This window comes from Bauldia sp. (assembly GCA_037200845.1).
Lineage (GTDB): Bacteria > Pseudomonadota > Alphaproteobacteria > Rhizobiales > Kaistiaceae > DASZQY01.
In genome coordinates this window covers 779863-800825 of sequence record JBBCGQ010000001.1, presented here as the reverse complement: position 1 = coordinate 800825, position 20963 = coordinate 779863, and the positions used below count along the sequence as shown (strand labels likewise).

At 68.3% G+C, this 20963-nt stretch carries 24 protein-coding genes; 6 read left to right on the top strand and 18 right to left on the bottom strand.

Annotation, left to right across the window (positions count from 1 at the left end; translation table 11 throughout):
- Positions 1-58: 58 nt before the first annotated feature.
- The 9 genes from WDM94_03885 to phnG are packed head-to-tail and all read right to left on the bottom strand — an operon-like array spanning position 59 to position 7035.
- Positions 59-733 carry a DUF1045 domain-containing protein gene (locus tag WDM94_03885; GenBank protein MEJ0011767.1) on the bottom strand — a complete coding sequence of 225 codons (675 nt, stop codon included), beginning with the start codon at positions 731-733 and terminating at the stop codon, positions 59-61.
- Complete coding sequence (phnN, locus tag WDM94_03880; GenBank protein ID MEJ0011766.1) at positions 733-1347, bottom strand: phosphonate metabolism protein/1,5-bisphosphokinase (PRPP-forming) PhnN; 615 nt, start codon at positions 1345-1347, stop codon at positions 733-735. The genes WDM94_03885 and phnN overlap by 1 nt, the downstream gene beginning before the upstream one ends.
- Positions 1344-2495, bottom strand: a complete 1152-nt coding sequence (locus tag WDM94_03875; GenBank protein MEJ0011765.1) for an alpha-D-ribose 1-methylphosphonate 5-triphosphate diphosphatase — start codon at positions 2493-2495, stop codon at positions 1344-1346. Before WDM94_03875 ends, phnN begins: the two co-directional genes overlap by 4 nt.
- On the bottom strand, positions 2495-3211 hold the full coding sequence (gene phnL, locus WDM94_03870; GenBank protein MEJ0011764.1) for a phosphonate C-P lyase system protein PhnL: 717 nt from the start codon (positions 3209-3211) through the stop codon (positions 2495-2497). Before phnL ends, WDM94_03875 begins: the two co-directional genes overlap by 1 nt.
- A complete protein-coding gene (phnK, locus tag WDM94_03865; protein ID MEJ0011763.1) occupies positions 3208-3987 on the bottom strand; it encodes a phosphonate C-P lyase system protein PhnK in 780 nt (259 codons plus the stop codon). Before phnK ends, phnL begins: the two co-directional genes overlap by 4 nt.
- A complete protein-coding gene (locus WDM94_03860) occupies positions 3984-4889 on the bottom strand; it encodes an alpha-D-ribose 1-methylphosphonate 5-phosphate C-P-lyase PhnJ (protein MEJ0011762.1) in 906 nt (301 codons plus the stop codon). The genes phnK and WDM94_03860 overlap by 4 nt, the downstream gene beginning before the upstream one ends.
- Positions 4886-5983: a carbon-phosphorus lyase complex subunit PhnI gene (locus WDM94_03855; protein ID MEJ0011761.1), complete on the bottom strand. Its 1098-nt coding sequence runs from the start codon at positions 5981-5983 to the stop codon at positions 4886-4888. The genes WDM94_03860 and WDM94_03855 overlap by 4 nt, the downstream gene beginning before the upstream one ends.
- 3 nt (positions 5984-5986) lie before the next feature.
- A complete protein-coding gene (phnH, locus tag WDM94_03850; protein MEJ0011760.1) occupies positions 5987-6586 on the bottom strand; it encodes a phosphonate C-P lyase system protein PhnH in 600 nt (199 codons plus the stop codon).
- Positions 6586-7035 carry a phosphonate C-P lyase system protein PhnG gene (gene phnG, locus WDM94_03845; GenBank protein MEJ0011759.1) on the bottom strand — a complete coding sequence of 150 codons (450 nt, stop codon included), beginning with the start codon at positions 7033-7035 and terminating at the stop codon, positions 6586-6588. Before phnG ends, phnH begins: the two co-directional genes overlap by 1 nt.
- Positions 7036-7145: 110 nt before the next feature.
- Here phnG and phnF point away from each other — a divergent pair, with 110 nt between their 5' ends.
- Positions 7146-7871, top strand: coding sequence for a phosphonate metabolism transcriptional regulator PhnF (gene phnF / locus WDM94_03840; protein MEJ0011758.1), 726 nt, complete (start codon positions 7146-7148; stop codon positions 7869-7871).
- Positions 7872-7944: 73 nt separating this feature from the next.
- On the opposite strand, the gene phnE (WDM94_03835) is transcribed toward phnF, so the two are convergent.
- The 4 genes from phnE (WDM94_03835) to phnC form a co-directional block, all read right to left on the bottom strand.
- Positions 7945-8811: a phosphonate ABC transporter, permease protein PhnE gene (gene phnE / locus WDM94_03835; protein ID MEJ0011757.1), complete on the bottom strand. Its 867-nt coding sequence runs from the start codon at positions 8809-8811 to the stop codon at positions 7945-7947.
- Complete coding sequence (gene phnE, locus WDM94_03830) at positions 8808-9692, bottom strand: phosphonate ABC transporter, permease protein PhnE (GenBank protein MEJ0011756.1); 885 nt, start codon at positions 9690-9692, stop codon at positions 8808-8810. Before phnE (WDM94_03830) ends, phnE (WDM94_03835) begins: the two co-directional genes overlap by 4 nt.
- A 63-nt stretch (positions 9693-9755) precedes the next feature.
- Positions 9756-10700 carry a phosphonate ABC transporter substrate-binding protein gene (gene phnD, locus WDM94_03825; protein MEJ0011755.1) on the bottom strand — a complete coding sequence of 315 codons (945 nt, stop codon included), beginning with the start codon at positions 10698-10700 and terminating at the stop codon, positions 9756-9758.
- A 64-nt stretch (positions 10701-10764) separates the two neighbouring features.
- Positions 10765-11574: a phosphonate ABC transporter ATP-binding protein gene (gene phnC / locus WDM94_03820; protein ID MEJ0011754.1), complete on the bottom strand. Its 810-nt coding sequence runs from the start codon at positions 11572-11574 to the stop codon at positions 10765-10767.
- Positions 11575-11762: 188 nt separating this feature from the next.
- Here phnC and WDM94_03815 point away from each other — a divergent pair, with 188 nt between their 5' ends.
- Positions 11763-12383, top strand: a complete 621-nt coding sequence (locus tag WDM94_03815; protein MEJ0011753.1) for a DapH/DapD/GlmU-related protein — start codon at positions 11763-11765, stop codon at positions 12381-12383.
- A gap of 58 nt (positions 12384-12441) precedes the next feature.
- On the opposite strand, the gene WDM94_03810 is transcribed toward WDM94_03815, so the two are convergent.
- Positions 12442-12840, bottom strand: a complete 399-nt coding sequence (locus WDM94_03810) for a hypothetical protein (protein ID MEJ0011752.1) — start codon at positions 12838-12840, stop codon at positions 12442-12444.
- Positions 12841-13211: 371 nt separating this feature from the next.
- Here WDM94_03810 and glsA point away from each other — a divergent pair, with 371 nt between their 5' ends.
- A complete protein-coding gene (gene glsA / locus WDM94_03805) occupies positions 13212-15062 on the top strand; it encodes a glutaminase A (GenBank protein MEJ0011751.1) in 1851 nt (616 codons plus the stop codon).
- 6 nt (positions 15063-15068) lie between these two features.
- Here glsA and WDM94_03800 read toward each other — a convergent pair whose 3' ends face one another.
- From WDM94_03800 to WDM94_03785, 4 genes are all read right to left on the bottom strand, one after another.
- On the bottom strand, positions 15069-15194 hold the full coding sequence (locus tag WDM94_03800; GenBank protein ID MEJ0011750.1) for a hypothetical protein: 126 nt from the start codon (positions 15192-15194) through the stop codon (positions 15069-15071).
- Between the two features lie 122 nt (positions 15195-15316).
- Positions 15317-15742 (bottom strand): HIT family protein, encoded by a 426-nt coding sequence (locus WDM94_03795; GenBank protein ID MEJ0011749.1) that lies wholly within the window; start codon positions 15740-15742, stop codon positions 15317-15319.
- A gap of 72 nt (positions 15743-15814) precedes the next feature.
- Entirely contained in the window at positions 15815-16630 is an 816-nt protein-coding gene (locus WDM94_03790; GenBank protein ID MEJ0011748.1) for a hypothetical protein, read from the bottom strand.
- A complete protein-coding gene (locus WDM94_03785) occupies positions 16630-17319 on the bottom strand; it encodes a GntR family transcriptional regulator (GenBank protein ID MEJ0011747.1) in 690 nt (229 codons plus the stop codon). The genes WDM94_03790 and WDM94_03785 overlap by 1 nt, the downstream gene beginning before the upstream one ends.
- 128 nt (positions 17320-17447) lie before the next feature.
- Between WDM94_03785 and WDM94_03780 the strand changes: the two genes are divergently transcribed.
- Genes WDM94_03780 through WDM94_03770 form a run of 3 tightly spaced genes read left to right on the top strand, consistent with a single transcriptional unit; the run spans position 17448 to position 20878 of the window.
- Positions 17448-18323: a fumarylacetoacetate hydrolase family protein gene (locus WDM94_03780; GenBank protein ID MEJ0011746.1), complete on the top strand. Its 876-nt coding sequence runs from the start codon at positions 17448-17450 to the stop codon at positions 18321-18323.
- Entirely contained in the window at positions 18324-19856 is a 1533-nt protein-coding gene (locus WDM94_03775) for a sugar ABC transporter ATP-binding protein (GenBank protein ID MEJ0011745.1), read from the top strand.
- Entirely contained in the window at positions 19853-20878 is a 1026-nt protein-coding gene (locus tag WDM94_03770) for an ABC transporter permease (protein MEJ0011744.1), read from the top strand. The genes WDM94_03775 and WDM94_03770 overlap by 4 nt, the downstream gene beginning before the upstream one ends.
- Positions 20879-20963 lie beyond the last annotated feature (85 nt).

Here is a 20963-nt window from a genome sequence, read left to right as displayed (position 1 = left end):
TCGACCGTCGAAACCTGCGGCCGGCGATGCAATTCACCGGCCAACCGGGCTCGCGAAACTAGCCGAAGGGGAAGCGCGCCACTATCCGAAATCGGTCGATTTCTTCACGGAAAAGAACGAGCTGGTCGATAGCCACTGAAGGCGGGCAGCGGGCGGCGAACTCGGCCTTGAGGGAAGCGACCACGGGCGGGATCAGGGCCTCCGGCAGGCGGCTCGACAGCGTCATGTGGAAACGGAACTCGTCGTGGACGTAGGGGTAGCCGTAGCGATCGAGGTAGCCGCGCTGGCGCGGCGTGAGCGGCGCGCGCAGGCGCTTCGCCATCTCGGCCTCGTCGAGTGGCGCGCGGAAGCTGTCGAAGCCGGCCACGACGGCGTTCTCCACCGCCGTCAACGCCGGCGGAACAAACGTCGGCATGACGGCGGTGAAGCCATCGAGCGGCGTCAGGTGCAGCGGCAGATCGAAAGGCGCAACCGCCGCGGCGAATTTCGCCGCGGCATCCGACAGCGCCGTTTCGCTCAGACCGTCGGCGAGGCGGAACGGCGCCTTCAGCGTGGCGTGGAAGCCGTAGCGGCGCGGCTCCGCGGTGAGCCGGCGCCATTCACCAGGCGCCACACCCGCCGGCACGAACTGCGCCATCTCGTGCCCGGTCGCGGCGTCGTAGCCGAGGACGGCGGAGCCGAAGCGCCAGAGGTCGCTGGCGGCGGCCGGCGCGAAATACAGCGCGTAACGCATCAGGTGGTGAGCGGGCGGGCGGCGGCGCCGGGGCGCGGCGGCTCCGCCACCGACGCGGCGATCTCGCTGCGGATGCGCTCGAGGCACAGCACGAACTTGCGGCCGCCCTCCTCGCGCGTGCTGTCGTTGGAGACGACGCGATCGGCGGAGATCGCCTTGCTGACGCGCGATTCGCGGTCGAGGCGGCGCGCCGCCTCCTCCTCGCTCTCGCGGCCGCGGGCGGCGAGCCGCGCGGCGATGACGGCGTTCGGCGCGGTGACCAGCAGCGTGACGACGCGCGGGAATCTCCGGCGCGCGTCGGAGAGCGCGCCGCGCGAGAGGTTGCACACCGCGATGACGCCGCCCTCGACGGCGCCCAGCACGGCGAGCGGCACGCCGTAGGAGAGGCCGTGCGCACGCCACGAGAGGGCGAAGTCGCCATTCGCCTCGCGGCGGGTGAATTCGGCCTCGGTCGTCGTATCGTGATCCTCGAAGGGACCGGCGGGGCGCGTGACGACGCGGCGGACGAACAGATAGCGCGCGTCGCCGAGAAGCGTGTCGCGCGCGTGCGAGATCAACGTGTCCTTGCCGGCACCGCTCGGCCCGACCACCGCTACCAGCGCGCCACGGATCATGACACGGGGCGCCCTTCCCGCCAGACGCGGCGCACGATCGGCGCTTCGCTCACGCGCGAGACGCGGACGAGATCGGCGCGGAAACCCGGCGCGATCGTGCCGCGGTCGGTGAGGCCGGTGGCCTCGGCCGGCGCACGCGTAACGGTGGCGATGGCGGCCGGGAGGTCGATGTTGGAGGCGCGCTTCGGCAACTCGAACGCCGCCATCATCAGGCTCGCCGGCACGTAGTCGGACGACAGGATGTCGAGCGCGCCGGCCTTGGCGAGGTCCTCCGCCGCGACGTTGCCGGAATGAGAACCGCCGCGCACGACGTTCGGCCCGCCCATCATCACGCGGATGCCGGCGTCGCGCGAGGCGAGCGCGGCCTCGACCGTGGTCGGGAACTCGGCGATGGCGACGTTTTCGGCGACGGCTTCGGCGACATGCGCGGCGGTGGCATCGTCGTGGCTCGCGAGCACGGCGCCCTTCTCACGCGCGATCTCGACCAGGCGGCGGCGATGGGCGGCGGCGTTCTTCTCGTGCAACTCAAGCCGCCGGCGCACGAACTCGTCGACCTCGACGTCGGACAGCGGCGTGCGGCGCATGTAGAAGCGGCGCCATGTCTCGATGTTGCGGAACTGGCGCTGGCCGGGGGTGTGGTCCATCAGCGACATCATGTTGATCGGGTATTGCGCGGCGTAGCCCTCGGCCTGCTCGATGACGTCGAGCGAGGCGATCTCGCAACGCAGGTGCGTGCGGTGCTCGGCGCGGAGGAAGCCGGTGCCGCGCGCGGTCTCGATGGCAGCGGCGAGCTCGGTCAGGTCCTTGCCGACGGAGGTCGCGTCCGCATCGGAGCCGACGCGGAGCGAGTCGAACACGGTGGTGATGCCGGCGGCCGCGATCTGGGCGTCGTAGGCCATCACGGCGGCCAGCGCATTCCAGCGTACGTGCGGCCGCGGGGCGTAATGGCTTTCCAGATGATCGGTGTGGAGCTCCACGAGGCCGGGGATCAGCGTGTCGCCGGCGAAATCGATGCCGGCTTCCGGCGCCTTGCCTTCGCCGATCTCCGCGATGCGGCCGTCTTCGACCGCGACCCAGCCGCGGTCGATGACGCGATCGGCGAGGACGACGACGGCATTGGTGGCGATAAAACTGGCGGGCTCGGTCATCACACGGACTCTGGCACAGGCGCGGATTCGGCAAAGAAACGGACATCGACGATGCGGTCGGCGACGCGCTCGCGCACGTCCTCGTCGTGGAATACGCCGACGACAGCCGCGCCGGTGCGCTTTTTCTCGTTGATCAGATCGACGACGACGGCGCGATTCTCGCGGTCCAGCGACGCGGTCGGCTCGTCGAGCAGCAGGATCGGGTGACCGGCGGCGAGGCCGCGGGCGATGTTGATGCGCTGCTGCTCGCCGCCGGAGAAGGTCGCGGGCGGAAGCTGCCACAGCCGCTCCGGCACGTTGAGTATGGCGAGGAGGCGCGCGGCGCGCGCCTCGGCATCATCGCGCGTGGCGCCGCCGTCTATCGCCGCATCGCGGACGATGTCGAAGGCGCCGACGCGCGGGATGACGCGCAGAAACTGGCTGACGTAGCCCATGACGCGGCGGCGGAGCGCGATGATGCGGCGCGGCTCGGCGGTGGCGACGTCCACCGTGGTTGCGCCGTCGCGGACGCGGATTGCGCCGGCATCGACGCGGTAGTTGCCGTAGATCATCTTGAGCATCGACGATTTGCCGGCGCCGGAGGGGCCGCCGAGCACGACGCATTCGCCGGGGTTGACGTCGAAGCTGACATCGCGGACGACGCCGATCGAGCGGCCATCGCGGAGATGCAGCGTGAACGACTTCGAGACGTGTTCAAGCGCGACGGCGGCGGTCATGCGGCAAGCACCGAGGAAACGAGCAACTGCGTATAGGCCTCGTGCGGATCGTCGAGCACCTGATCGGTGAGCCCGGTCTCGATGATGCGGCCCTGATGCATGACGACGATGCGATGCGACAGGAGGCGCGCGACAGCGAGATCGTGCGTCACCACGATCGCGGCGAGGCCGAGGTTGGCGACGAGCCCGCGGATCAGGTCGAGCAGGCGCGCCTGCACCGACACGTCGAGGCCGGAGGTCGGCTCGTCCATGAAGACGAGGCGCGGATGGGTGACGAGATTGCGCGCGATCTGCAGGCGCTGCCGCATGCCGCCGGAGAATGCGTCCGGCATCTCGTCGATGCGCTCGGGATCGATCTCGACGCGCGCCAGCCAGTCGGTCGCCGCGGCGCGGATGTTGCCGTAGTGGCGGGCGCCGACGGCCATCAGCCGCTCGCCGACGTTGCCGCCGGCCGAGACGCCCATGCGCAGGCCGTCGCGCGCATCCTGGCGCACGAACCCCCAGTCGGTGCGAAAGAGGAAGCGGCGCGATGCTTCGCTGAGCGTGAACAGGTCGCGCGTCTCGCCGTCGCGCATGCGGTAATGCACGGCACCGGCGGTCGGCGCCACCTCGGTCGCCAGCAGGCCCAGCAGCGTCGACTTGCCGGAGCCGGATTCGCCAACCACGGCAAGGACTTCGCCCTCGTACAGGTCGAACGAAACGTCCTGGCAGCCGATGCGGCGGCCGTAATGTTTCGTCAATCCGCGGGCGGAGAGCAGCGGCGCGTCGTCGCTCATGCCGCGCCTCCCGCGATTGCCTTCGGGGCCGCGGCAAGCAGCGCGCCGCGGTGGCCGTCGGCGCGGCGGCCTTCGCAGTAGTCGGTGTCGGAGCAGACGAACATGCGGCCGCCCTTGTCATCCAGCACGACCTCGTCGAGGTAGACGCCTTCGGCGGCGCAGAGGCCGCAGGGCTGGCTGAACGTCTGCACGCGGAAAGGATGATCCTCGAAATCGAGGCTGCGCACTTTCGTGTGCGGCGGCACCGCATAGATGCGCTTCTCGCGGCCGGCGCCGAACAACTGCAGCGCCTCGCAGTCGTCCATCTTGGGATTGTCGAACTTCGGCGTCGGCGACGGGTCCATGACGTAGCGGCCGGCGACCTCGACCGGATAGGCGTAGGTCGTGGCGATGTGGCCGTGGCGCGAGATGTCCTCGTACAGCTTCACGTGCATCAGGCCGTAGTCGGCGAGCGCGTGCAGCTTGCGCGTCTCGGTCTCGCGCGGCTCGAGGAAGCGCAGCGGCTCCGGGATCGGCACCTGGAACACGATGATCTGGTCCGGCCCCAGCTTCGCTTCCGGGATACGATGGCGCGTCTGGATGATGGTTGCGTCGGCGGTCGCCGTGGTCGTCGCGACGCCGGCGGTCTTGGCGAAGAATTTGCGGATCGAGACGGCGTTGGTGGTGTCGTCGCTGCCCTGGTCGATGACCTTCAGCACATCGTCGGGGCCGATGATCGACGCTGTCACCTGGACGCCGCCGGTGCCCCAGCCGTAGGGCATCGGCATCTCGCGGCTGGCGAACGGCACCTGGTAGCCGGGGATGGCGATCGCCTTGAGGATGGCGCGGCGGATCATCCGCTTGGTCTGCTCGTCGAGGTAGGCGAAGTTGTAGCCGTTGGCCTGGGTGGCGGGCGCGTTCATTCGGCGGCCTCCGCCAGCTCGGTGCGCCCGGCATGCTCGGCGCGCATGGCGCGCACGAGGCCGAGCTCGGCCTGGAAATCGACGTAGTGCGGCAACTTCAGGTGCTCGACGAAGCCGGTGGCGGCGACGTTGTCGCAATGGGACAGCACGAATTCCTCGTCCTGCGCCGGGTTGCCGATCTCCTCGCCGAGCTCGCGGGCGCGCAAGCTGCGGTCGACCAGCGCGACCGACATCGCCTTGCGCTCGCTCTGGCCGAAGACGAGGCCGTAGCCGCGGGTGAACTGCGGCGGCACTTCGGCCGAGCCGTGGAACTGCGTCACCATCTGGCATTCGGTGACCGCGATCGTGCCGAGCGGCACGGCGAAGCCCAGCTCCTCCGGCACGAACTCAACCTCGATGGTGCCGAAGCGGATTTCGCCGACGAAGGGATGCGTACGGCCGAAACCGCGCTGCGTCGAGTAGCCGAGCGCCAGCAGGAAGCCTTCGTCGCCGCGCGCCAGCGCCTGCAGCCGGAGATCGCGCTCGGCGGGAAAATCGAGCGGCTCGCGCGTCAGGTCGTTGACCGGCGCGTCGGGCTCGCCGGCGGGTTCGCGCTCGATCAGACCTTCGTCGCCCAGCAGATCGGTGACGCGCGGCATCGGCGCACCGGGCTCGGCCGGCGTCTCGCGCGGCGCCGGCGGCTCGGCGCCGGCGGCGAGCATGAAGTCGATCAGGCGGTGGGTGTAGTCGAAGGTCGGCCCGAGCACCTGTCCGCCGGGCAGATCCTTGAAGGTGGCGGAGACGCGGCGGCTGATCGCCATCTCGGCCGTATCCATGGGCTCGGAGGCGCCGAAGCGCGGCAGCGTCGTGCGGAAGGCGCGGACGAGGAAGATCGCCTCGATGAGATCGCCGCGCGCCTGTTTGATGGCGAGCGCAGCGAGCTCCGGATCGTAGAGCGAGCCCTCGGCCATGACGCGATCGACGGCGAGCGCCAACTGCGTGCCGATCTGCTCCGGCGTGAGGTCGGCGACCCCGGCCGGGCCGCGGCGCGCGTGCGCCAGCAACACATGCGCGTTGTCGATCGCCTGCTCGCCGCCCTTGACCGCGACATACATGACTCAGGCCCCCCGCACGGTGGTGGTGCGCGGCAGCGCGGAGACGAAACCCGGTGCGACGAAGACGCAATCGACGCCGCGCGGGAACAGCGCGTGATTTTCTGCGCGCTCGGCGGCGAAATTTGCCGGCAGGCGCGAGAGCGCGAGGCGCGCGGCGCCCTTGATGCCGGGGCCTTCCAGCGTGAGCGGCCCGTTGGCGGCGATGGCGGCGACCGAGATCACCAGCGTCGTCGAGCGGTCGGGATACTCGTCGGTGCCTTGAGCGAACTCCGCCATCGCCGGCATCGTGCGCGGATCGCTGATCAGCGCGAAGCCGGCGGCGGTCGGGTCGGTCACCTGGCGGGCGCCGGTGTGGAACTTGAGGAACTCCGTCACTTCGGCGGAGGCGGCGAGCGGTCCGTCGAGCCAGAGCGCGGCCTCATGATCGGCGAGCGCCAGCGCGACGGCAGCAAGCTCCGCCGTCAGCGGCTTCGGCGGCGACAGCGTCAGCGCCAGCGGCTGCAGCGAGCCCGGGCGGGCGAGCGCCATCATCACGGCGTGGAACACCGACTGCGATTCGCGGACGGAATCGGCGAAGCCGGAATGGGGCGGCGCTGCGGTCATCAATCCTCCCCGCGCACCATGGTGAAGAAGTCGACGCGCGTGGCGGCGACGCGGCGCGCCTGCAGGGCGGCGTCGGCGGCGATGCGGGCACGGATCGGCTGCAGCGCGGCCTCGACCGAATCGCGCTCGGCGCCCTGCCACAGCGCATCGAGCAGCGCGGCGGAGCGGGCGCGGTCCTTGTCGCGGCCGAGCTGGTAGGCGAAGCCGGTGCGGCCATCGTCGAGGCGGACGGCGGCGCGCGTCACGCTCGCCTCGCCGACGTTGAAGGCGCGGCCGTCGCCGCCCATGCGGCCGCGCAGCATGACCAGACCCGATTCGCCGGGGCGCAGGTCGGTCGCCGAGGGCAATTTGCGCATGCCGGCGAGCGCCGCGTCGAGCTCCTTGCGGGTCGCGCCGGCGCAGATTGCCATCACCTGGCGGCGGGCGGCGTGATCGGCAGCGGGCATCATAGGGCGAATCCGTTTTGTTGTTGTCTATTCGTATAGACAACTATATCATCGAAATCCAGCGACAATTGAATGACAGAAGCAGAATCCTCCACTCTCAAGGCGACAGCGGCGTGACAGACATCTTGCGGGGCGATGGCGTGGCGGCGTGGCGGCAGATTGCCGACCGGCTCTCCGCCGACATCGCGCACGGACGCTTCCAGCCCGGCGAGCAGTTGCCGGTGGAGGCGACGCTCGCCGCCGACTTCGCCGTCAACCGGCACACGGTGCGCCGGGCGCTGGCGGCGCTCGCCGCCGGCGGCCTGGTGCGCGCGACGCAGGGACGCGGCACCTTCGTCGAGGCGAAGCCCCTGCCCTACCCGATCGGCACGCGGACGCGCTTCTCCGAACTCGTGCAGCGCGCCGGGCGCGAGGCGGGCGGCAAGCTGATCACGTCGGGCAAAGTCAGCGCCGATGCCGAGACAGCGACGGCGCTCGACCTCGCCAAGGGGACGGCAGTGCTGCGGCTGGAGACGGTGCGTTCCGCCGACGGCACGCCGATCTCGATGGGCACGGCCTATTTTCCGCTGCCGCGTTTCGCCAAGCTCGCCGCGGCGCATCGCAAGACCGGCTCCACGACCAAGGCGCTGAAGCTGTGTGGGGTGGCCGACTACACGCGGGCGGAGACGCGCGTCTCGGCGCGGCCGCCGAGGGCGGAGGAGGCGCGGCTGCTCGATCTCGCGGCCGGCCGGCCCGTGCTGACGGTGACCTCGATCAACGTCGATCCGGCGGGCGTGCCGATCCAGTTCACGCACGCGGTGTTCGTGGCGGACCGGACGGAACTGCTGATCGAGTCTTAGGCCAGGCAGAGCCCCCGACCCGCCATCGCTTCATCGCGCGGCGAGGCGGGTAGGGTCGCTCGTCGATAACGCGTTACATCTCGATCCGCTGGCGGCCGATGATCGACATGCGCAGCCGGGTGGAGACGAAGTCGATGATCGACACCACCACCAGGATCATCAGGATGGTGAAGAGCAGCTCCTGCAGCTCGAGCACGCGGATCGCCTCGGAAAGATAGACGCCGATGCCGCCGGCGCCGACGATGCCGATGATGGTCGCCGAGCGCGTGTTCGATTCGAAGAAGTAGAGGATCTGGCTGGCGATCACCGGCAGCACCTGCGGCAGCAGGCCGAAGCGCACCTGGTGCAGGCGGGAGCCGCCCGATGCGGCGACGCCTTCGGCGGCCTTGCGGTCGGTCGCCTCGATCGCCTCGGAAAACAGCTTGCCGAACGAGCCGAAATCCGACGTCGCGACCGCGAGCACGCCGGCGAAAGGACCGAGGCCGACGACGCTGATCCACATCAGCGCCCAGATGAGGACGTCGATCGAGCGGATGACGTCGAAGACGCGGCGCACGCCAAAATGGACGAAGATGTTGGGGATGACGTTCTTGGCGGCGAGCAGCGCGAAGGGAAACGCGAGGACCGCGGCGGTGAGCGTGCCGAGGAACGCGATCGCCAGCGTCTCGCCCATCGCCTCGAACAGCGGCCACAGGCGCGGGCCGGGATCGGGCGGGAACATCGGGACGATCAGCGTGCCAAGACGGCCGAGGCCGCGCCAGAACCGCTCGGGCGACACGTCGAGCGTGACGAAGGCGTAGCCGGCGAGCGCGACGAGCAGCAGCGGGATGACGATCCGCGGAAGGCGGCGCGCCCAGCCGATGCTGAACTGCTCGGGATAGCGGGCGCGCAGGTCGCTCATGCCGGCGAGCGCTTCCTGGCGAAGCTGGGTGGCGCTCATTGCAGCTTCTCCACCGAGACCAGGCGATGGCGCAGCCGCTCGGTCAGCATGTCGATCGCGATGACGGTGATGGCGATCATCACCAGGATGGCGCTGACGTCGCTGTAGTAGAAGCTGCGGATGGCGACCAGGAACTCCTGGCCGATGCCGCCGGCGCCGACGAAGCCCATGACACCGGCGCCGCGCACGTTGATCTCGAAGCGTAGCAGCGCGTAGCTGGCGAAGCCGGGCAGCACCTGCGGCAGCGCGGCGAAGCGCACGATCTCAAGCCAGTTGCCGCCGGTGGCGCGGATGCCGTCGACCGGCTTCATGTCGATGTTCTCGATCACCTCGGCGAACAGCTTGCCGAGGGCGCCCATGGTGTGGATGGCAAGCGCCAGCACACCGGCCATCGGGCCGAGGCCGAACGCGATGACGAAGATCAGCGCGAAGACGATGTCGGGAACGGTGCGGCAGAATTCGAGGAAGCGGCGCGCCACGAAGCGGGCGGCGCTATGCTGCGTCAAGTTGGCGGAGGCGATGAAGCAGAGACAGAAGGCGCCGAGAAACCCGAGCAGCGTGCCGAGATAGGCGATGAGCAGCGTCTGCAGGAGCAGCACCGTCCACTTGCGGAAATCCCAGTACCAGTCGCGGATGTCGCCGAAGAAATTCTCGATGGTGATGTGCGGGGTGATGCGGAGGATGTAGTTGCCGAAGTTGCCGATCTTGGCGAAGAACGTCGCCGGGCGAATGTCGGCGGCGTTGGCCGAGAGGAACAGCAGGACGATGGTGATGAGTATGATGCCGACGGTGCGCAGCCGGCGTGCGCGCGCGCCGGCGAGGTAGGCCGATACCAGCGGCTTGAGCTGCCGCTCCGGCAGAGTTGATATGGCAGTAGCCAACGGAACGCCCCCGGAAGCGGAGAACGGGGCGGGAGATGTCTCCCGCCCCGAACCCAGATCGATTTACGAGCCCGACTTGTGCTGGGCGTCGTTGAACTTCACCATGCCGACGATGGCATCGTAGTCGGACGCCTGGGTGGCGACGAACTCGATGTCATGGCCGTCGGACAGGTTGTCGAACGCGACCTTGTCCTTCTTCGGCATCTCGAGGAACGCGGTCTTGATCGCGTCCTTCAGGTCCTGCGGCAGCGAGGAGAGAACGGCGAACGGGCCCTCGAAGAGCAGCGGCGACTTAAAGATGATGCGGAAGTCCTGGTAGGTCAGCTCCTTGCCGCTGGCGTCCTTCAGCAGGTGCTTGGTGACCATGCGGGTGACGTTGGAGTCGGTGTCCGAGTTCCACGAGTTCGCGGCGGCATCGACGGTGCCCTGCGCGAGCGCGAGAGCGGCGTTGTCGTGGCTGCCGGCGAAGATGGTCTGGCCGAAGAAGGTGTCAACGTCGACACCGGCTTCATGCAGGAAGAAGCGCGGCGCCTGGTTGCCCGAGGTCGAATTCGGATCGACGAGGGCGAGCTTCTTGCCCTTCAGGTCTTCGATCTTCTGGTAGGGGCTGTCCTTGGCGACGTAGATGACCGAGTAGTAGCCCGTGAGGCCGGTCTCGTGACGCTGCACGATCACCGGCTCGGTAGCGACGCCGGTGATGACGGCGCGGGCGTAGGAGGCCGGGCCGTAGAAGGCGATCTGCGCGTTACCGGCGCGCTGGGCCTCGATCACGGCGGCGTAGTCGTTGGCGACCTGCACCTTGACCGGCACGCCGAGTTCCTTGCCGAGGTAGTCGGCAAGCGGGGTGTAGCGATCGAGGGTCGTCGATGCGTTCTCGTTCGGGATGACGGCGAAGGTCAGTTCCGGATACTGCGTCTTCCAATCAGCGGCGACGGCGGCCTGGAGGCCACCGGCGAGTGCGACGGCCGCGAAAGCAGCGGCGCCCAGCACGGTGCGGCGGTTAAACATTGACGTCTCCTAAGTTTCAGCGGCGCCCCAATAGCGCCAGGGGGAATAGCCCGGGGAAGCGGGCTTACAACGCCATGGCGACTGCGGCGCCATTGGCGATTTCGGGAGCGGGTTCAGGCGGTGTGTCGAGCACCTCGCCGGCCTCAAGGCCGTAGAGGTCGCGCGCCACATCCTCGGTGAGAGCGGAAGGCAGCCCGTCGAACACGACGCGGCCGGCCGACATGCCGACCAGGCGGTCGCAATACTGACGGGCGATATCGAGGGCGTGCAGATTGCACAGCACGGTGATGCCGTAGTGCTTGTTGATGCGCAGCAGCGCGTCCATGACGACGCGCGTGTTGCGCGGATCGAGCGAGGCGATCGGCTCGTCGGCGAGGATGATGTCCGGCTCCTGGACCAGGGCGCGGGCGATGGCGACGCGCTGCTGCTGGCCGCCGGACAGGCTGTCGGCGCGCTGCGCGGCGATGCCGGCGATGTCGAACTGGTCGAGGGCGGAAAGGGCGATGGCGCGGTCTTCCTCGCGCCAGGCGCGGAGCAGCGCGCGGGCGGTGCCGACCGTGTTGAGGCGGCCCATCAGGACGTTGGTCATGACGTCGAGCCGGCCGACGAGATTGAACTGCTGGAAGATCATGGCGCACCGGGCGCGCCAGCGGCGCAGGTCCTTGCCGCGCAGTCTGGCGACGTCGATGCCGTCGTAGTGGATGCCGCCCTCGCTCGGATCGAGCAGGCGGTTGATCATGCGCAACAGCGTCGACTTGCCCGCGCCGGAACGGCCGATGACGCCGACGAAGCTGCCCGGCTCAATCTTGAGATTGACGTTCGACACTGCAATCTTGTTGTCGAACCGCCGGGTGACGGCGTCGAGTACGAGCATGCCTATGGCGTCCCCTGTTGACGGGGGGATGCTCCGTCATCTGTGCAAAATCTGTGTGACGCGGCGATCCACAGGGCGCGGCGCGCCGATGCATCTATTTTCACTCGGCAAAATCAGTTTGCCGGCTTCGTCATGCGGGTGTCGCATGACATTGCCATTCCCTCGCGCGGCCGGACGTTGAGGGGACCATGCACGTGAAGAAGCGGCTGGGTGAGGCGCCGGTGATCCACGACACCGCGCGCGTGCTGCGCTCGACGCTCGGGCGCTACACGGAAGTTGGCGAGCGCACGCATGTCGCCGAGACGACGCTCGGCGACTACTCGTACGTGGTGAACGATTCCGACATCATCTATTCGATCATCGGCAAATTCTGCTCGATCGCCGCGCACACGCGCATCAATCCCGGCAACCATCCCTACTGGCGCGCCTCGCAAGCGCATTTCGTCTACCGCGCATCGGAATATTTCGACGATGAAGCTGACGAGGAATCGTTCTTCGACTGGCGGCGCGCCGATGCGGTGAAGCTCGGGCACGATGTCTGGGTCGGACACGGCGCCGTGATCCTGCCCGGTGTCAGCATCGGTACCGGTGCGATCGTCGCGGCGGGCGCGGTGGTGACCAAGGATGTCGGCGCCTACGAGATCGTCGGCGGCGTGCCGGCGAAGGTCATCCGGCGACGTTTTCCGGAGCCGACCGCCGAGGCGCTGATGGCGCTCGCGTGGTGGGACTGGGACCACGCGCGGCTGCAGGCGGCGCTGCCCGATTTCCGCGCGCTCACCGTCGAGGCGTTCGTCGCCAAGTACGGCTGAAACAGAAATGGCCGGGCGGTGAGCCCAGCCATTTCCGTCAGACGAAGCGGCGGCGAAACTAGCCCGCCGGATGGCTCTTCTTGTACCAGTCGGCGTAGCTCTTGCACCAGAACGACGTGTCGGCGTCGTAGTTCGCCGTGTTGGTGTTGATGATGTCGCAGCGGCTGTTGAGTTCGAGCTTCTGCGCATCGGTGAGCGCCGCGAGGTCGGCGTCGGCCGGCTGCTTGGTCTTGTCGATGACGATGTCGCCGAAGGGCTTGTCCTTGGTGACGTCGTTGACGGTCAGCGTGGTCGAGCTGTTGGCCGCGACACTGGCATTGGCGTCGGCTGCCGGGGTGGTGACGGTGCCGTTGACGGTCGCGCCGGTGGTGGCGGTCGTGCTCGCCGCGAAAGCCGGCAGCGCGAGCGAGCCGACCAGGGCGAGAGCGGAAATCGAAAGTACGAGTTGCTTCTTCATGGGATTCTCTCCAACGGGTTCTTGCCCCCCGTTGCCGTTTGCCTCCGTCGTCCCGCGGCGGCACCGAAGCAACCGGACGCGCCATCTAAAGTTCCTCGCAAAGTTGATGGGTTCGCGCTGAAAAATTGATGCCTCGCGACGGAACTTTGCGACCGTCATTCTGCGGTACGCTTTCGTGCAAATTTTGCGCGGCGGCTGGCAACCGCTCCCGTGCTGGCGGCGGCCCGCACCAGCCGCCGGCCGCCTGACCTGCCCATTCGGCAGGCACCGAGCGGCTCGCGCCCCTGCACATGACCATCGCCCGCCTCATATGCAACGATGGCACGATCCTTGGTTGATCCAGGCTGGAGCCGACTGCGGGAGGGGGCAAAATGGACAAGGCTGTCGAGCATCGCGGGCCGATCGAGCAATATCTCGCCGGCCTCTACGGCCGCGTCGCGGACAACGCCGGCGGCGAGGTCGCGACCTACATCCCCGAGCTCGCCAAGGCCGACCCGGGCCTGTTCGGCCTCGCGATCGCGACCGTCGACGGGCAGATCTACAGCGCCGGCGACGAGGAGGAACTGTTCACGATCCAGTCGATCTCGAAGGCCTTCGTCTACGCCTACGCGCTCGCCGAATACGGCCGCGAGGCGGTGCTGAAGCATGTCGGCGTCGAACCGACCGGCGAGGCGTTCAACTCGATCGTGCTCGACAACGAGCACAACCGTCCGTTCAACCCGATGGTCAACGCCGGCGCGATGGCGGCGGCCGAGCTGATCAAGGGCGACACGATGGAGGCGCGCATCGCCACCATGCTCGACATCCTGTCGCGCTTTGCCGGACGCAGCCTGGTCATCGACGAGGACGTCTTCCGCTCCGAGCAGGCAACCGGCCACCGCAACCGCGCCATCGCCTACATGATGCTCAACTCGGGCATGATCCACACTTCACCGGAAGCGATCCTCGACATCTACTTCCGCCAGTGCGCGGTGCGCGTCACGGCGCGCGACCTCGCCGTCATGGCGGCGACGCTCGCCAACGACGGCGTCAACCCGCTCACCGGCAAGGTCGCGGTGCCGCGCGAATTCATCAAGGACGTGCTGACGGTGATGAACTCGTGCGGCATGTACAACTATGCCGGCCAGTGGTCGTACGAGGTCGGCATGGCGGCGAAGAGCGGCGTCGCCGGCGGCATCATCGCCGTCATCCCCGGCCAGATCGGCATCGGCGTTTTCTCACCGAAGCTCGACCCGCACGGCCACAGCGTGCGCGGCGTCGCCATCTGCAAGGAAATCTCCGAGACTTTCGGCCTCCACATCTTCCGCAACCACACCAACAGCGGCGCGGTCATCCGGCGCGAGCTGCACGGGGACGTCATCCGCTCCAAGCGGCTTCGCACGCCGGAGGAGCGGCAGATGCTCGACGCCTGCGAGCGGCGCATCGTGCTGGTCGAGGTGCAGGGCGCGCTGTTCTTCGGCTCGACCGAGCGGCTGCTGCGCCGGCTCGACATGCTGGCGGAAACCTCCGACTACCTGATCCTCGATCTCCGCCGCGTGCACGACGCCGACCAGGCGGCCGGGCGGCTGCTGATGGAGGCGTTCCAGTGGCTGGCGAAGCGCGGCAGCCATCTCTACTTCACGCACCTCACCGACACCGGTCGGCTCGCCGATCTGCACACGCTGGTCGCCACGCACGCGACCAGCGCGGCGATCTTCGCGCATCGCGACGAGGCGCTGGAGCATTGCGAGAATCAGTTGATCGCAAGCCTCGCCGCCGACCGCGACCGCACGAAATTCGCGCTCGGCGCCCTCGACGTGTTCAAGGGACTGGAGCCCGCCGATCTCAAGATCCTGGAGAGCCTCGTGCATCCGCTTGTATTCGAAGCCGGCGAGGCAATCGTGAAGGAAGGCGACGCGGCGCATCTCTTCTTCATCATCGCGCGCGGCACGGCGACGGTGCAGCTTCACGTCGGCGAAGGCGACAATGCGCGCGTCGTCCGCGTCGCGGCGCTCGGTCCGGGGCTGTCGTTCGGCGAGATGGCGCTCATCGACGGCGGCCACCGCTCGGCCGACGTCGTCGCCGAAGAACGCGTCGTCTGCTACGGCTTCTCGGTCAACGCGCTGCGCGATCTCGGCCTGACACACCCGCGCCTCTACGGCACGATCCTCGGCAACATGATGCGCGAATTTTCGGAGCGGCTGCGGCGCGCCAACGATGAAATTCGCGCGCTGGAGCAGTAAGCAGCACTACCGGCGGCCTTGCGTTACCTTGTCGCCGACGAGGCCGCCAAGATCGACGACCTCGGATACCGGGCGGGCGATGATCGGGACATATGTCGCGAGCGCCGGATCGGTCGCCGCTGCGTCAAGCATTAAGCGAAGATCGTGCAGGCCGTGCAGCAGCGCCTGCTCGGCGCCAGGCGCGGCTTCAGCCTGCCTGCGGGTAGCGGGCTACCACATCGCGCCACGGTCTGGCTGCAAAACGGCCGATCGGGTCAGACGACGCCGAGTTTATCGGCCAGCGCGGCGCCCAGCCGGGCCACGAAATCCGGCGGCAGCGTGCGGCCGTTCGCGGCCCGCTTCGGCGCCGCCCAGATCGCGTCCGGATAGTGCGTGTCGTCGCGGAATCGCGGGATGACGTGCCAGTGCAGGTGCGGCACCTGCGTGCCCATTGCGGCGAGGTTGATCTTGTCGGGCTGGAGCAGATCGCGGAGCGCCCGCTCCACGACAGCGACGACGTCCATGACGTGGGCGCGATCGGCGTCGCCGAGGTCGGTCATCTCCTTGACGTGGTCGTTCCACACCACGCGGCAGAAACCGGCGAACGCAGTGTCCTCGATGAGCACGACGCGGCAGCGCCGGTCCATCCACAGCGCCCGACCGCCCGGAGCGTCGCAGTAGGGGCACCCGGCAACGCGCATCTGTCGTCTTCCTTCTCCACCGGCGAGGCGGCGATAGTTGCGGATCGCGCGGCGGCAGACAAGGAAGGCGTCTCAGCTCCGCGCGAGAAGCGCCGCGACAAACTCACGGACAGGCATGCCGCGCCTGGCACCCTCGGCGCGAGCCAGCTCGTTGACGTGGGAGAAGACGCCGTCGTTGTAGATGCTGCGCGCGTCGCCGATGCGGGCGCTCATCGCGGCAGCGGCACCGGCCGGGATGCCCTTCTCGTCGAGGTTGGGCAGGCGGCTGACGCCGGCATTGTCCATGCCGACGCCGCCGTCGGAGAAGAACACGGCGCGGAGCGGGATCGCGATGACGTTGTCGGGGCGGCCGCGGAACAGCGCGGCATGCGAGCCGGTGATCGCGATGGCGCCGGCGTCGTCCGGCGCCAGCATCGGCGCGGCGTCGAGCGCGATGACCTTCGGCTTGCCCGGCGTTTCGATCAGCGTGTAACGCTTGCCGCCGGCGATCGGCGACAGCTCGCCGCTGGCGATCGGCGCCTCGCGCATTTTCTCGGCGGCGGCGCGGACGGTGTCGCCGCGCTTGCAGCCAAGACCGATGGCGTAGCGGTTGACGAAGCTGATGACGCCGTGCTCGAGCATGTGTTCGCCGTCGGCGATGTGGCACGAGTTCACGTCGGCGGTGGCGGCCGCCAATCCGATCTGTTCGAGATACTCGATGCCGTGGATGCCGGCCTTGTCCTTGCCGACGCCGGCGTCGTTCAGCACGACACCGCGCAGGCCCCACTTGCCGGCATGGAAGGCGTTGTAGTCGCCGCCGTAGGAGCCGGAAATTATCACCTGGCCGCGGTGCGTCTCGTTGACGTACGAGCTCGCCGGGACGCAGAAGATCTGGCCGACGTCGGCCATCACTTGACCTTCCGCTTGGGCGGCTCGGTAAGCAGCGTCGCGGTGCGCTGGTAGTGGGCGTTGAGCAGCGTCACCGCCTTCTCGACGTCGCGATCGAGCGCAGCGTCGGCGAGCTCCTGATGCTCGCGCGGGACGTCGCGCTTCGGGTAAGCGCGGGCAATCGACAGGGCACGGTAGCGGACGGCGCGGTCGTAGAACTGGTCGCAGAGGTCGGTGACGATGCGGTTGGCGCAGCCCGAGATGAGCGCCATGTGGAAGCGCTTGTGCAGGCGCTCCCATTCCGGGTTGCTCTGGAATTCCTTGCCGGTGCCGATCGAGCGCGGCGCGCGGGTCAGCTCGTAGATCGCGATGACCACCGCGTGCTGCCACTCGGGCCGGGCGTGCTCCATCGACTCGCGCAGCGCCTGAGACTCTATCCAGCAGCGGGCCTGCACCAGCTCGTCGAGGTCGTCGTTGTTGGCCCGCGCGACGCGGAAGCCGCGCTTCTCGACGCGGGTGACGAGGCCGTCGGCGGTGAGCTGCGACAGGGCCTCGCGGAGCGGGCTGGCGCCGGTGCCGTATCGCAGTCTAAGTGCATGAATTTTAAGCTTTTCTTCCGGCTTCAGCTCGCCCTGCAGGATGTCGCCGCGGATCTTCCGATACGCGAGCTGGGCAAGGCTCGTGGTCGCGGCGGGCTCGGCATTCGACATGCCGCCAATCTATCCAGCCCTCTTCACATTGTCGAGAAACAAGACCGTTTCCATAAATCATCGATAAAAATGTTGGCGGACGGATTTTATCGGTATAAGACGATCGCCGGGAGGAATGCCGTAGCATCATGCGTATCGTCTCGTTCCGGACTGCCGGAAGCGGCGCGGCCTTCGGGGTTCGCACGCCGGCCGGCGTCGTCGAGCTTTCCGGCTCCCTCACCGATCTTCTGCAATCGAGCCCGGCGCAGATTTCCGCCCGCGCGGATGCGCGCGTGCGTGAGGGGCAACGGCCCATTCCGTTCGAGTCGCTCGACCTGCTGCCGGTCGTTCCGCGCCCGGGAAAATTCATCTGCCTCGGACTGAACTACGTCGACCACGCCAAGGAAGGCGGGCATCACGACCTGCCGGCGTATCCCACTCTATTCATGCGCGGGCCGACGTCGCTGCAGGCGGCCGGCAAGCCGATCCCGCGGCCGGCGATCTCGGAGACGCTGGACTACGAGGCGGAACTGGCCGTCGTCATCGGCAAGGGCGGCAAGAATATCGCTGAGGACAAGGCGCTCGACCACGTCGGCGGCTATGCCCTCTTCAACGACGCGACCATCCGCGAGTACCAGCGCATCACGGCGCAGTGGACGCCGGGCAAGAATTTCGACCGCACCGGCGCGTTCGGTCCGGAGCTGGTGACGCCGGACGAGCTGCCGAAGGGCGCGATGGGGCTGCGCATCCAGTCGCGCCTCAACGGCAAGGTCACGCAGGACGGCAACACCAGCGACATGATGTTCGGCGTGGCGAAGACGATATCGCTGCTCTCCGAGATCATGACGTGGGAGCCGGGCGACGTGATCGCGATGGGCACGCCGGCCGGCGTCGGCCATGCGCGGAAGCCGCCGCTGTGGATGCGCGACGGCGACACCTGCGAGATCGAGATCGAGGGGATCGGTGTCCTCTCCAATCCGATCCGCGATGCGGAACCGGCGCGCGTTCTGGGGAAGGCTTCCTAGATGCCCGCCGCCGCCGCCCAGATCCGCCCCGAGACGCAGGCGCCGATTCTTTTGGCGACCGGGCTCAACAAGCATTTCGGCGGCACGCAGGCGCTCCGCGCGGTCGACTTCACGGTGCTGCGCGGCGAGGTGCACGCGCTGCTCGGCGCGAACGGCGCCGGCAAATCGACGCTGATCAAGATTCTCTCCGGCCTCTATTCCGCCGACTCCGGCGACATTCGGCTGAACGGCGAGACGCTGAGGCCGGGCGATCCGCGCATCGCCTTCGTGCATCAGGATCTCGGCCTGATCGAGTCGATGAGCGTCGGCGAGAACATGGCGATGGGCTACGGCTACCCGCGCCATTGGGGCCGGCTGATCGACTGGAAGAAAGTCGATGCGGAAGCCGAGAAGGCGCTCGATTTCCTCGGCTCGCCGCTGCCGCTCGACCGGCCGATCTCGGACCTGTCGCGGGCGGAAAAATCCATCGTCGCGATCGCGCGCGCCCTCTCGCGCAAGGCGGAGCTGCTGGTGCTCGACGAGCCGACGGCGTCGCTGCCCGAAGCGGACGTCGGGCGGCTGTTCCGCATCATCGCGCGGCTCAAGGCCAACGACGTCAGCGTCATCTACGTCAGCCACCGGCTCGACGAAGTCTTCCGCATCGGCGATGCGGTGACGGTGCTGCGCGACGGGCGCACCATCGCGGTGCACCGGCCGCTCGATATTTCGCCGGAGCAACTGGTCAAGGAGATCGTCGGCGGCACGCCGGTGACCCGCACGCGGGCGCGCGCCGCGGCGGCCGGAGCCCCTGCCCTCATGGTGAAAGATTTCCGCGTCGGCCTGTTCGGGCCGGTGTCGTTCGAGGTCGGCGCCGGCGAGATCGTCGGGCTTGCCGGACTGCGCGGCCAGGGCCACGAGGCGACCGGCCGCGGCATCGCCGGAATATTGCCGCGCACCAGCGGCACGCTGACCGTCGGCGGCCGGACGCGCGATTTCCGCAAGCCGGCCGACGCCATCGCGGCCGGCATCGGGTTCGCCACCGGCAAGCGCGCCGAAGAGGCGCTGGCGCCGACGATGACGATAAAAGAGAATCTCTACCTCAACCCGCTGAACTTCGGCGCGACCAGCTTCGGCTTCCGCAGCCGCGCTGCCGAGCGCGAGTCCTGCGGCGAGATTCTGCGCCGCTTCGACGTGCGTCCGCCGGAGCCGGAGCGCGACATCAACACGCTGTCGGGCGGCAACCAGCAGAAGGTCGTGCTCGCGCGCTGGGCGGGGCAGAACTACAAGGTGCTGGTGCTGGAGGACCCGACGATCGGCGTCGATGTCGGCGCCAAGGCGCAGATCTACAAGATGCTGACCGACGACGCCGCCGCCAACGGCACGGCGATCGTGGTCGTCTCTTCCGACATGGAAGAGATGGTGCAGATCTGCGACCGCGTGCTGGCCTTCAGCCGCGGGCGCATCGTTGCGGAGCTCAGCCGCGGCGAGATCAGCGTCGAGTCGCTGACGCGCGCGGTCGGCGGCATCGCGGAAGCACCGCGGAGGAGCGCATGACCGCCACGCCGGAACTGGAAGTGAAGACGGGCGACGTGCCGCCGCCGGAGCCGCCCAGGCAACGCACGCTCGGCGGCATCGCGCTGCACATCCTGTCGATCCACGGCCTGCTGGTGTTCGGCATCGCGCTGGTGCTGGTGTTCGCGCTGCTGCTGCCCTCAACCTTCACCGGCGGCTCGAACATTCGCGCCATCCTCGGCAACAACACCACCGTCGCCATGCTGGCGATGGCCGAGATGGTGGTCATCGCCACCGGCAACTACGACCTCTCCATCGCGTACGGCATCGGCCTCATGCACATCGTGGCGATGGGCCTGCTCACCGACGCCAATGTGCCGTGGCCGCTGGTCGTGCTGCTGACCGTCGCCGCCGGCGGCGTCATCGGCTGGATCAACGGCGCGCTGGTCGAATACGCCAAGATCGACTCGTTCATCGCGACGCTCGGCGTCGGCACGATCCTCTACGGCATCGGCAGCTGGTACACGAACGGCACGCAGCTCGTCGGCAACGTGCCGCAGGCGTTCGCCGACCTCAACGACGCCAAATTATTCACGCTGCCGCTGCCGACGTACATGGTCGCGGCGGTGGCGATCATCGCGTGGATCTGCCTCGAGCACATACCGATAGGACGAAGGCTCTACGCCATCGGCTCCAACCGACGAGCGGCGGAACTGACCGGCGTGCCGGCGCGGCGCCTCGTCATGGGATCGTTCGTGGCGTCGGGCCTCATCGTTGGCCTTGCCGGCGTGCTGCTCGCGGCGCGGCTGCAGGTGGCGCAGAGCTCGGTCGGGCCGGAGTTCCTGCTGCCGGCGTTCGTCGGCGCGCTGCTCGGCGCCACCACCATCCGCCCCGGCCGTGTCAACGCGTGGGGCACGATCGTCGCGGTGCTGGTGCTCGCGGTCGGCATCGCCGGCCTGCAGCAGCTCGGCAACTCGTTCTTCACCGAGCCGATATTCCAGGGCGCGGCGCTGATCATTTCCGTCGGGCTTGCGGGCTTCGCGGCGCGGCGACGGAAACGCTGAACTTAGAGGGAATGAGGCGGGGTCCGCCTCGAAGTGCCAGGGAAATGAACGAAGAAAGTAATGGGAGGAAGTAACATGACAGGAC

Coding starts and splice junctions, on each gene's coding strand:
- phnG (MEJ0011759.1), bottom strand. CDS start 7,035: ATGATGCCCGCTGCCGATCACGCCGCCCGCCGCCAGGTGATGGCAATC.
- phnC (MEJ0011754.1), bottom strand. CDS start 11,574: ATGCTCGTACTCGACGCCGTCACCCGGCGGTTCGACAACAAGATTGCA.
- WDM94_03775 (MEJ0011745.1), top strand. CDS start 18,324: ATGCCCGCCGCCGCCGCCCAGATCCGCCCCGAGACGCAGGCGCCGATT.
- WDM94_03770 (MEJ0011744.1), top strand. CDS start 19,853: ATGACCGCCACGCCGGAACTGGAAGTGAAGACGGGCGACGTGCCGCCG.
- WDM94_03800 (MEJ0011750.1), bottom strand. CDS start 15,194: ATGCTTGACGCAGCGGCGACCGATCCGGCGCTCGCGACATATGTCCCG.
- phnD (MEJ0011755.1), bottom strand. CDS start 10,700: ATGTTTAACCGCCGCACCGTGCTGGGCGCCGCTGCTTTCGCGGCCGTC.
- WDM94_03810 (MEJ0011752.1), bottom strand. CDS start 12,840: ATGAAGAAGCAACTCGTACTTTCGATTTCCGCTCTCGCCCTGGTCGGC.
- WDM94_03785 (MEJ0011747.1), bottom strand. CDS start 17,319: ATGTCGAATGCCGAGCCCGCCGCGACCACGAGCCTTGCCCAGCTCGCG.
- phnE (MEJ0011757.1), bottom strand. CDS start 8,811: ATGAGCGCCACCCAGCTTCGCCAGGAAGCGCTCGCCGGCATGAGCGAC.
- WDM94_03875 (MEJ0011765.1), bottom strand. CDS start 2,495: ATGACCGAGCCCGCCAGTTTTATCGCCACCAATGCCGTCGTCGTCCTC.
- glsA (MEJ0011751.1), top strand. CDS start 13,212: ATGGACAAGGCTGTCGAGCATCGCGGGCCGATCGAGCAATATCTCGCC.
- WDM94_03885 (MEJ0011767.1), bottom strand. CDS start 733: ATGCGTTACGCGCTGTATTTCGCGCCGGCCGCCGCCAGCGACCTCTGG.
- phnK (MEJ0011763.1), bottom strand. CDS start 3,987: ATGAGCGACGACGCGCCGCTGCTCTCCGCCCGCGGATTGACGAAACAT.
- phnH (MEJ0011760.1), bottom strand. CDS start 6,586: ATGACCGCAGCGCCGCCCCATTCCGGCTTCGCCGATTCCGTCCGCGAA.
- WDM94_03795 (MEJ0011749.1), bottom strand. CDS start 15,742: ATGCGCGTTGCCGGGTGCCCCTACTGCGACGCTCCGGGCGGTCGGGCG.
- WDM94_03780 (MEJ0011746.1), top strand. CDS start 17,448: ATGCGTATCGTCTCGTTCCGGACTGCCGGAAGCGGCGCGGCCTTCGGG.
- WDM94_03860 (MEJ0011762.1), bottom strand. CDS start 4,889: ATGAACGCGCCCGCCACCCAGGCCAACGGCTACAACTTCGCCTACCTC.
- WDM94_03790 (MEJ0011748.1), bottom strand. CDS start 16,630: ATGGCCGACGTCGGCCAGATCTTCTGCGTCCCGGCGAGCTCGTACGTC.
- phnN (MEJ0011766.1), bottom strand. CDS start 1,347: ATGATCCGTGGCGCGCTGGTAGCGGTGGTCGGGCCGAGCGGTGCCGGC.
- phnL (MEJ0011764.1), bottom strand. CDS start 3,211: ATGACCGCCGCCGTCGCGCTTGAACACGTCTCGAAGTCGTTCACGCTG.
- WDM94_03855 (MEJ0011761.1), bottom strand. CDS start 5,983: ATGTATGTCGCGGTCAAGGGCGGCGAGCAGGCGATCGACAACGCGCAT.
- WDM94_03815 (MEJ0011753.1), top strand. CDS start 11,763: ATGCACGTGAAGAAGCGGCTGGGTGAGGCGCCGGTGATCCACGACACC.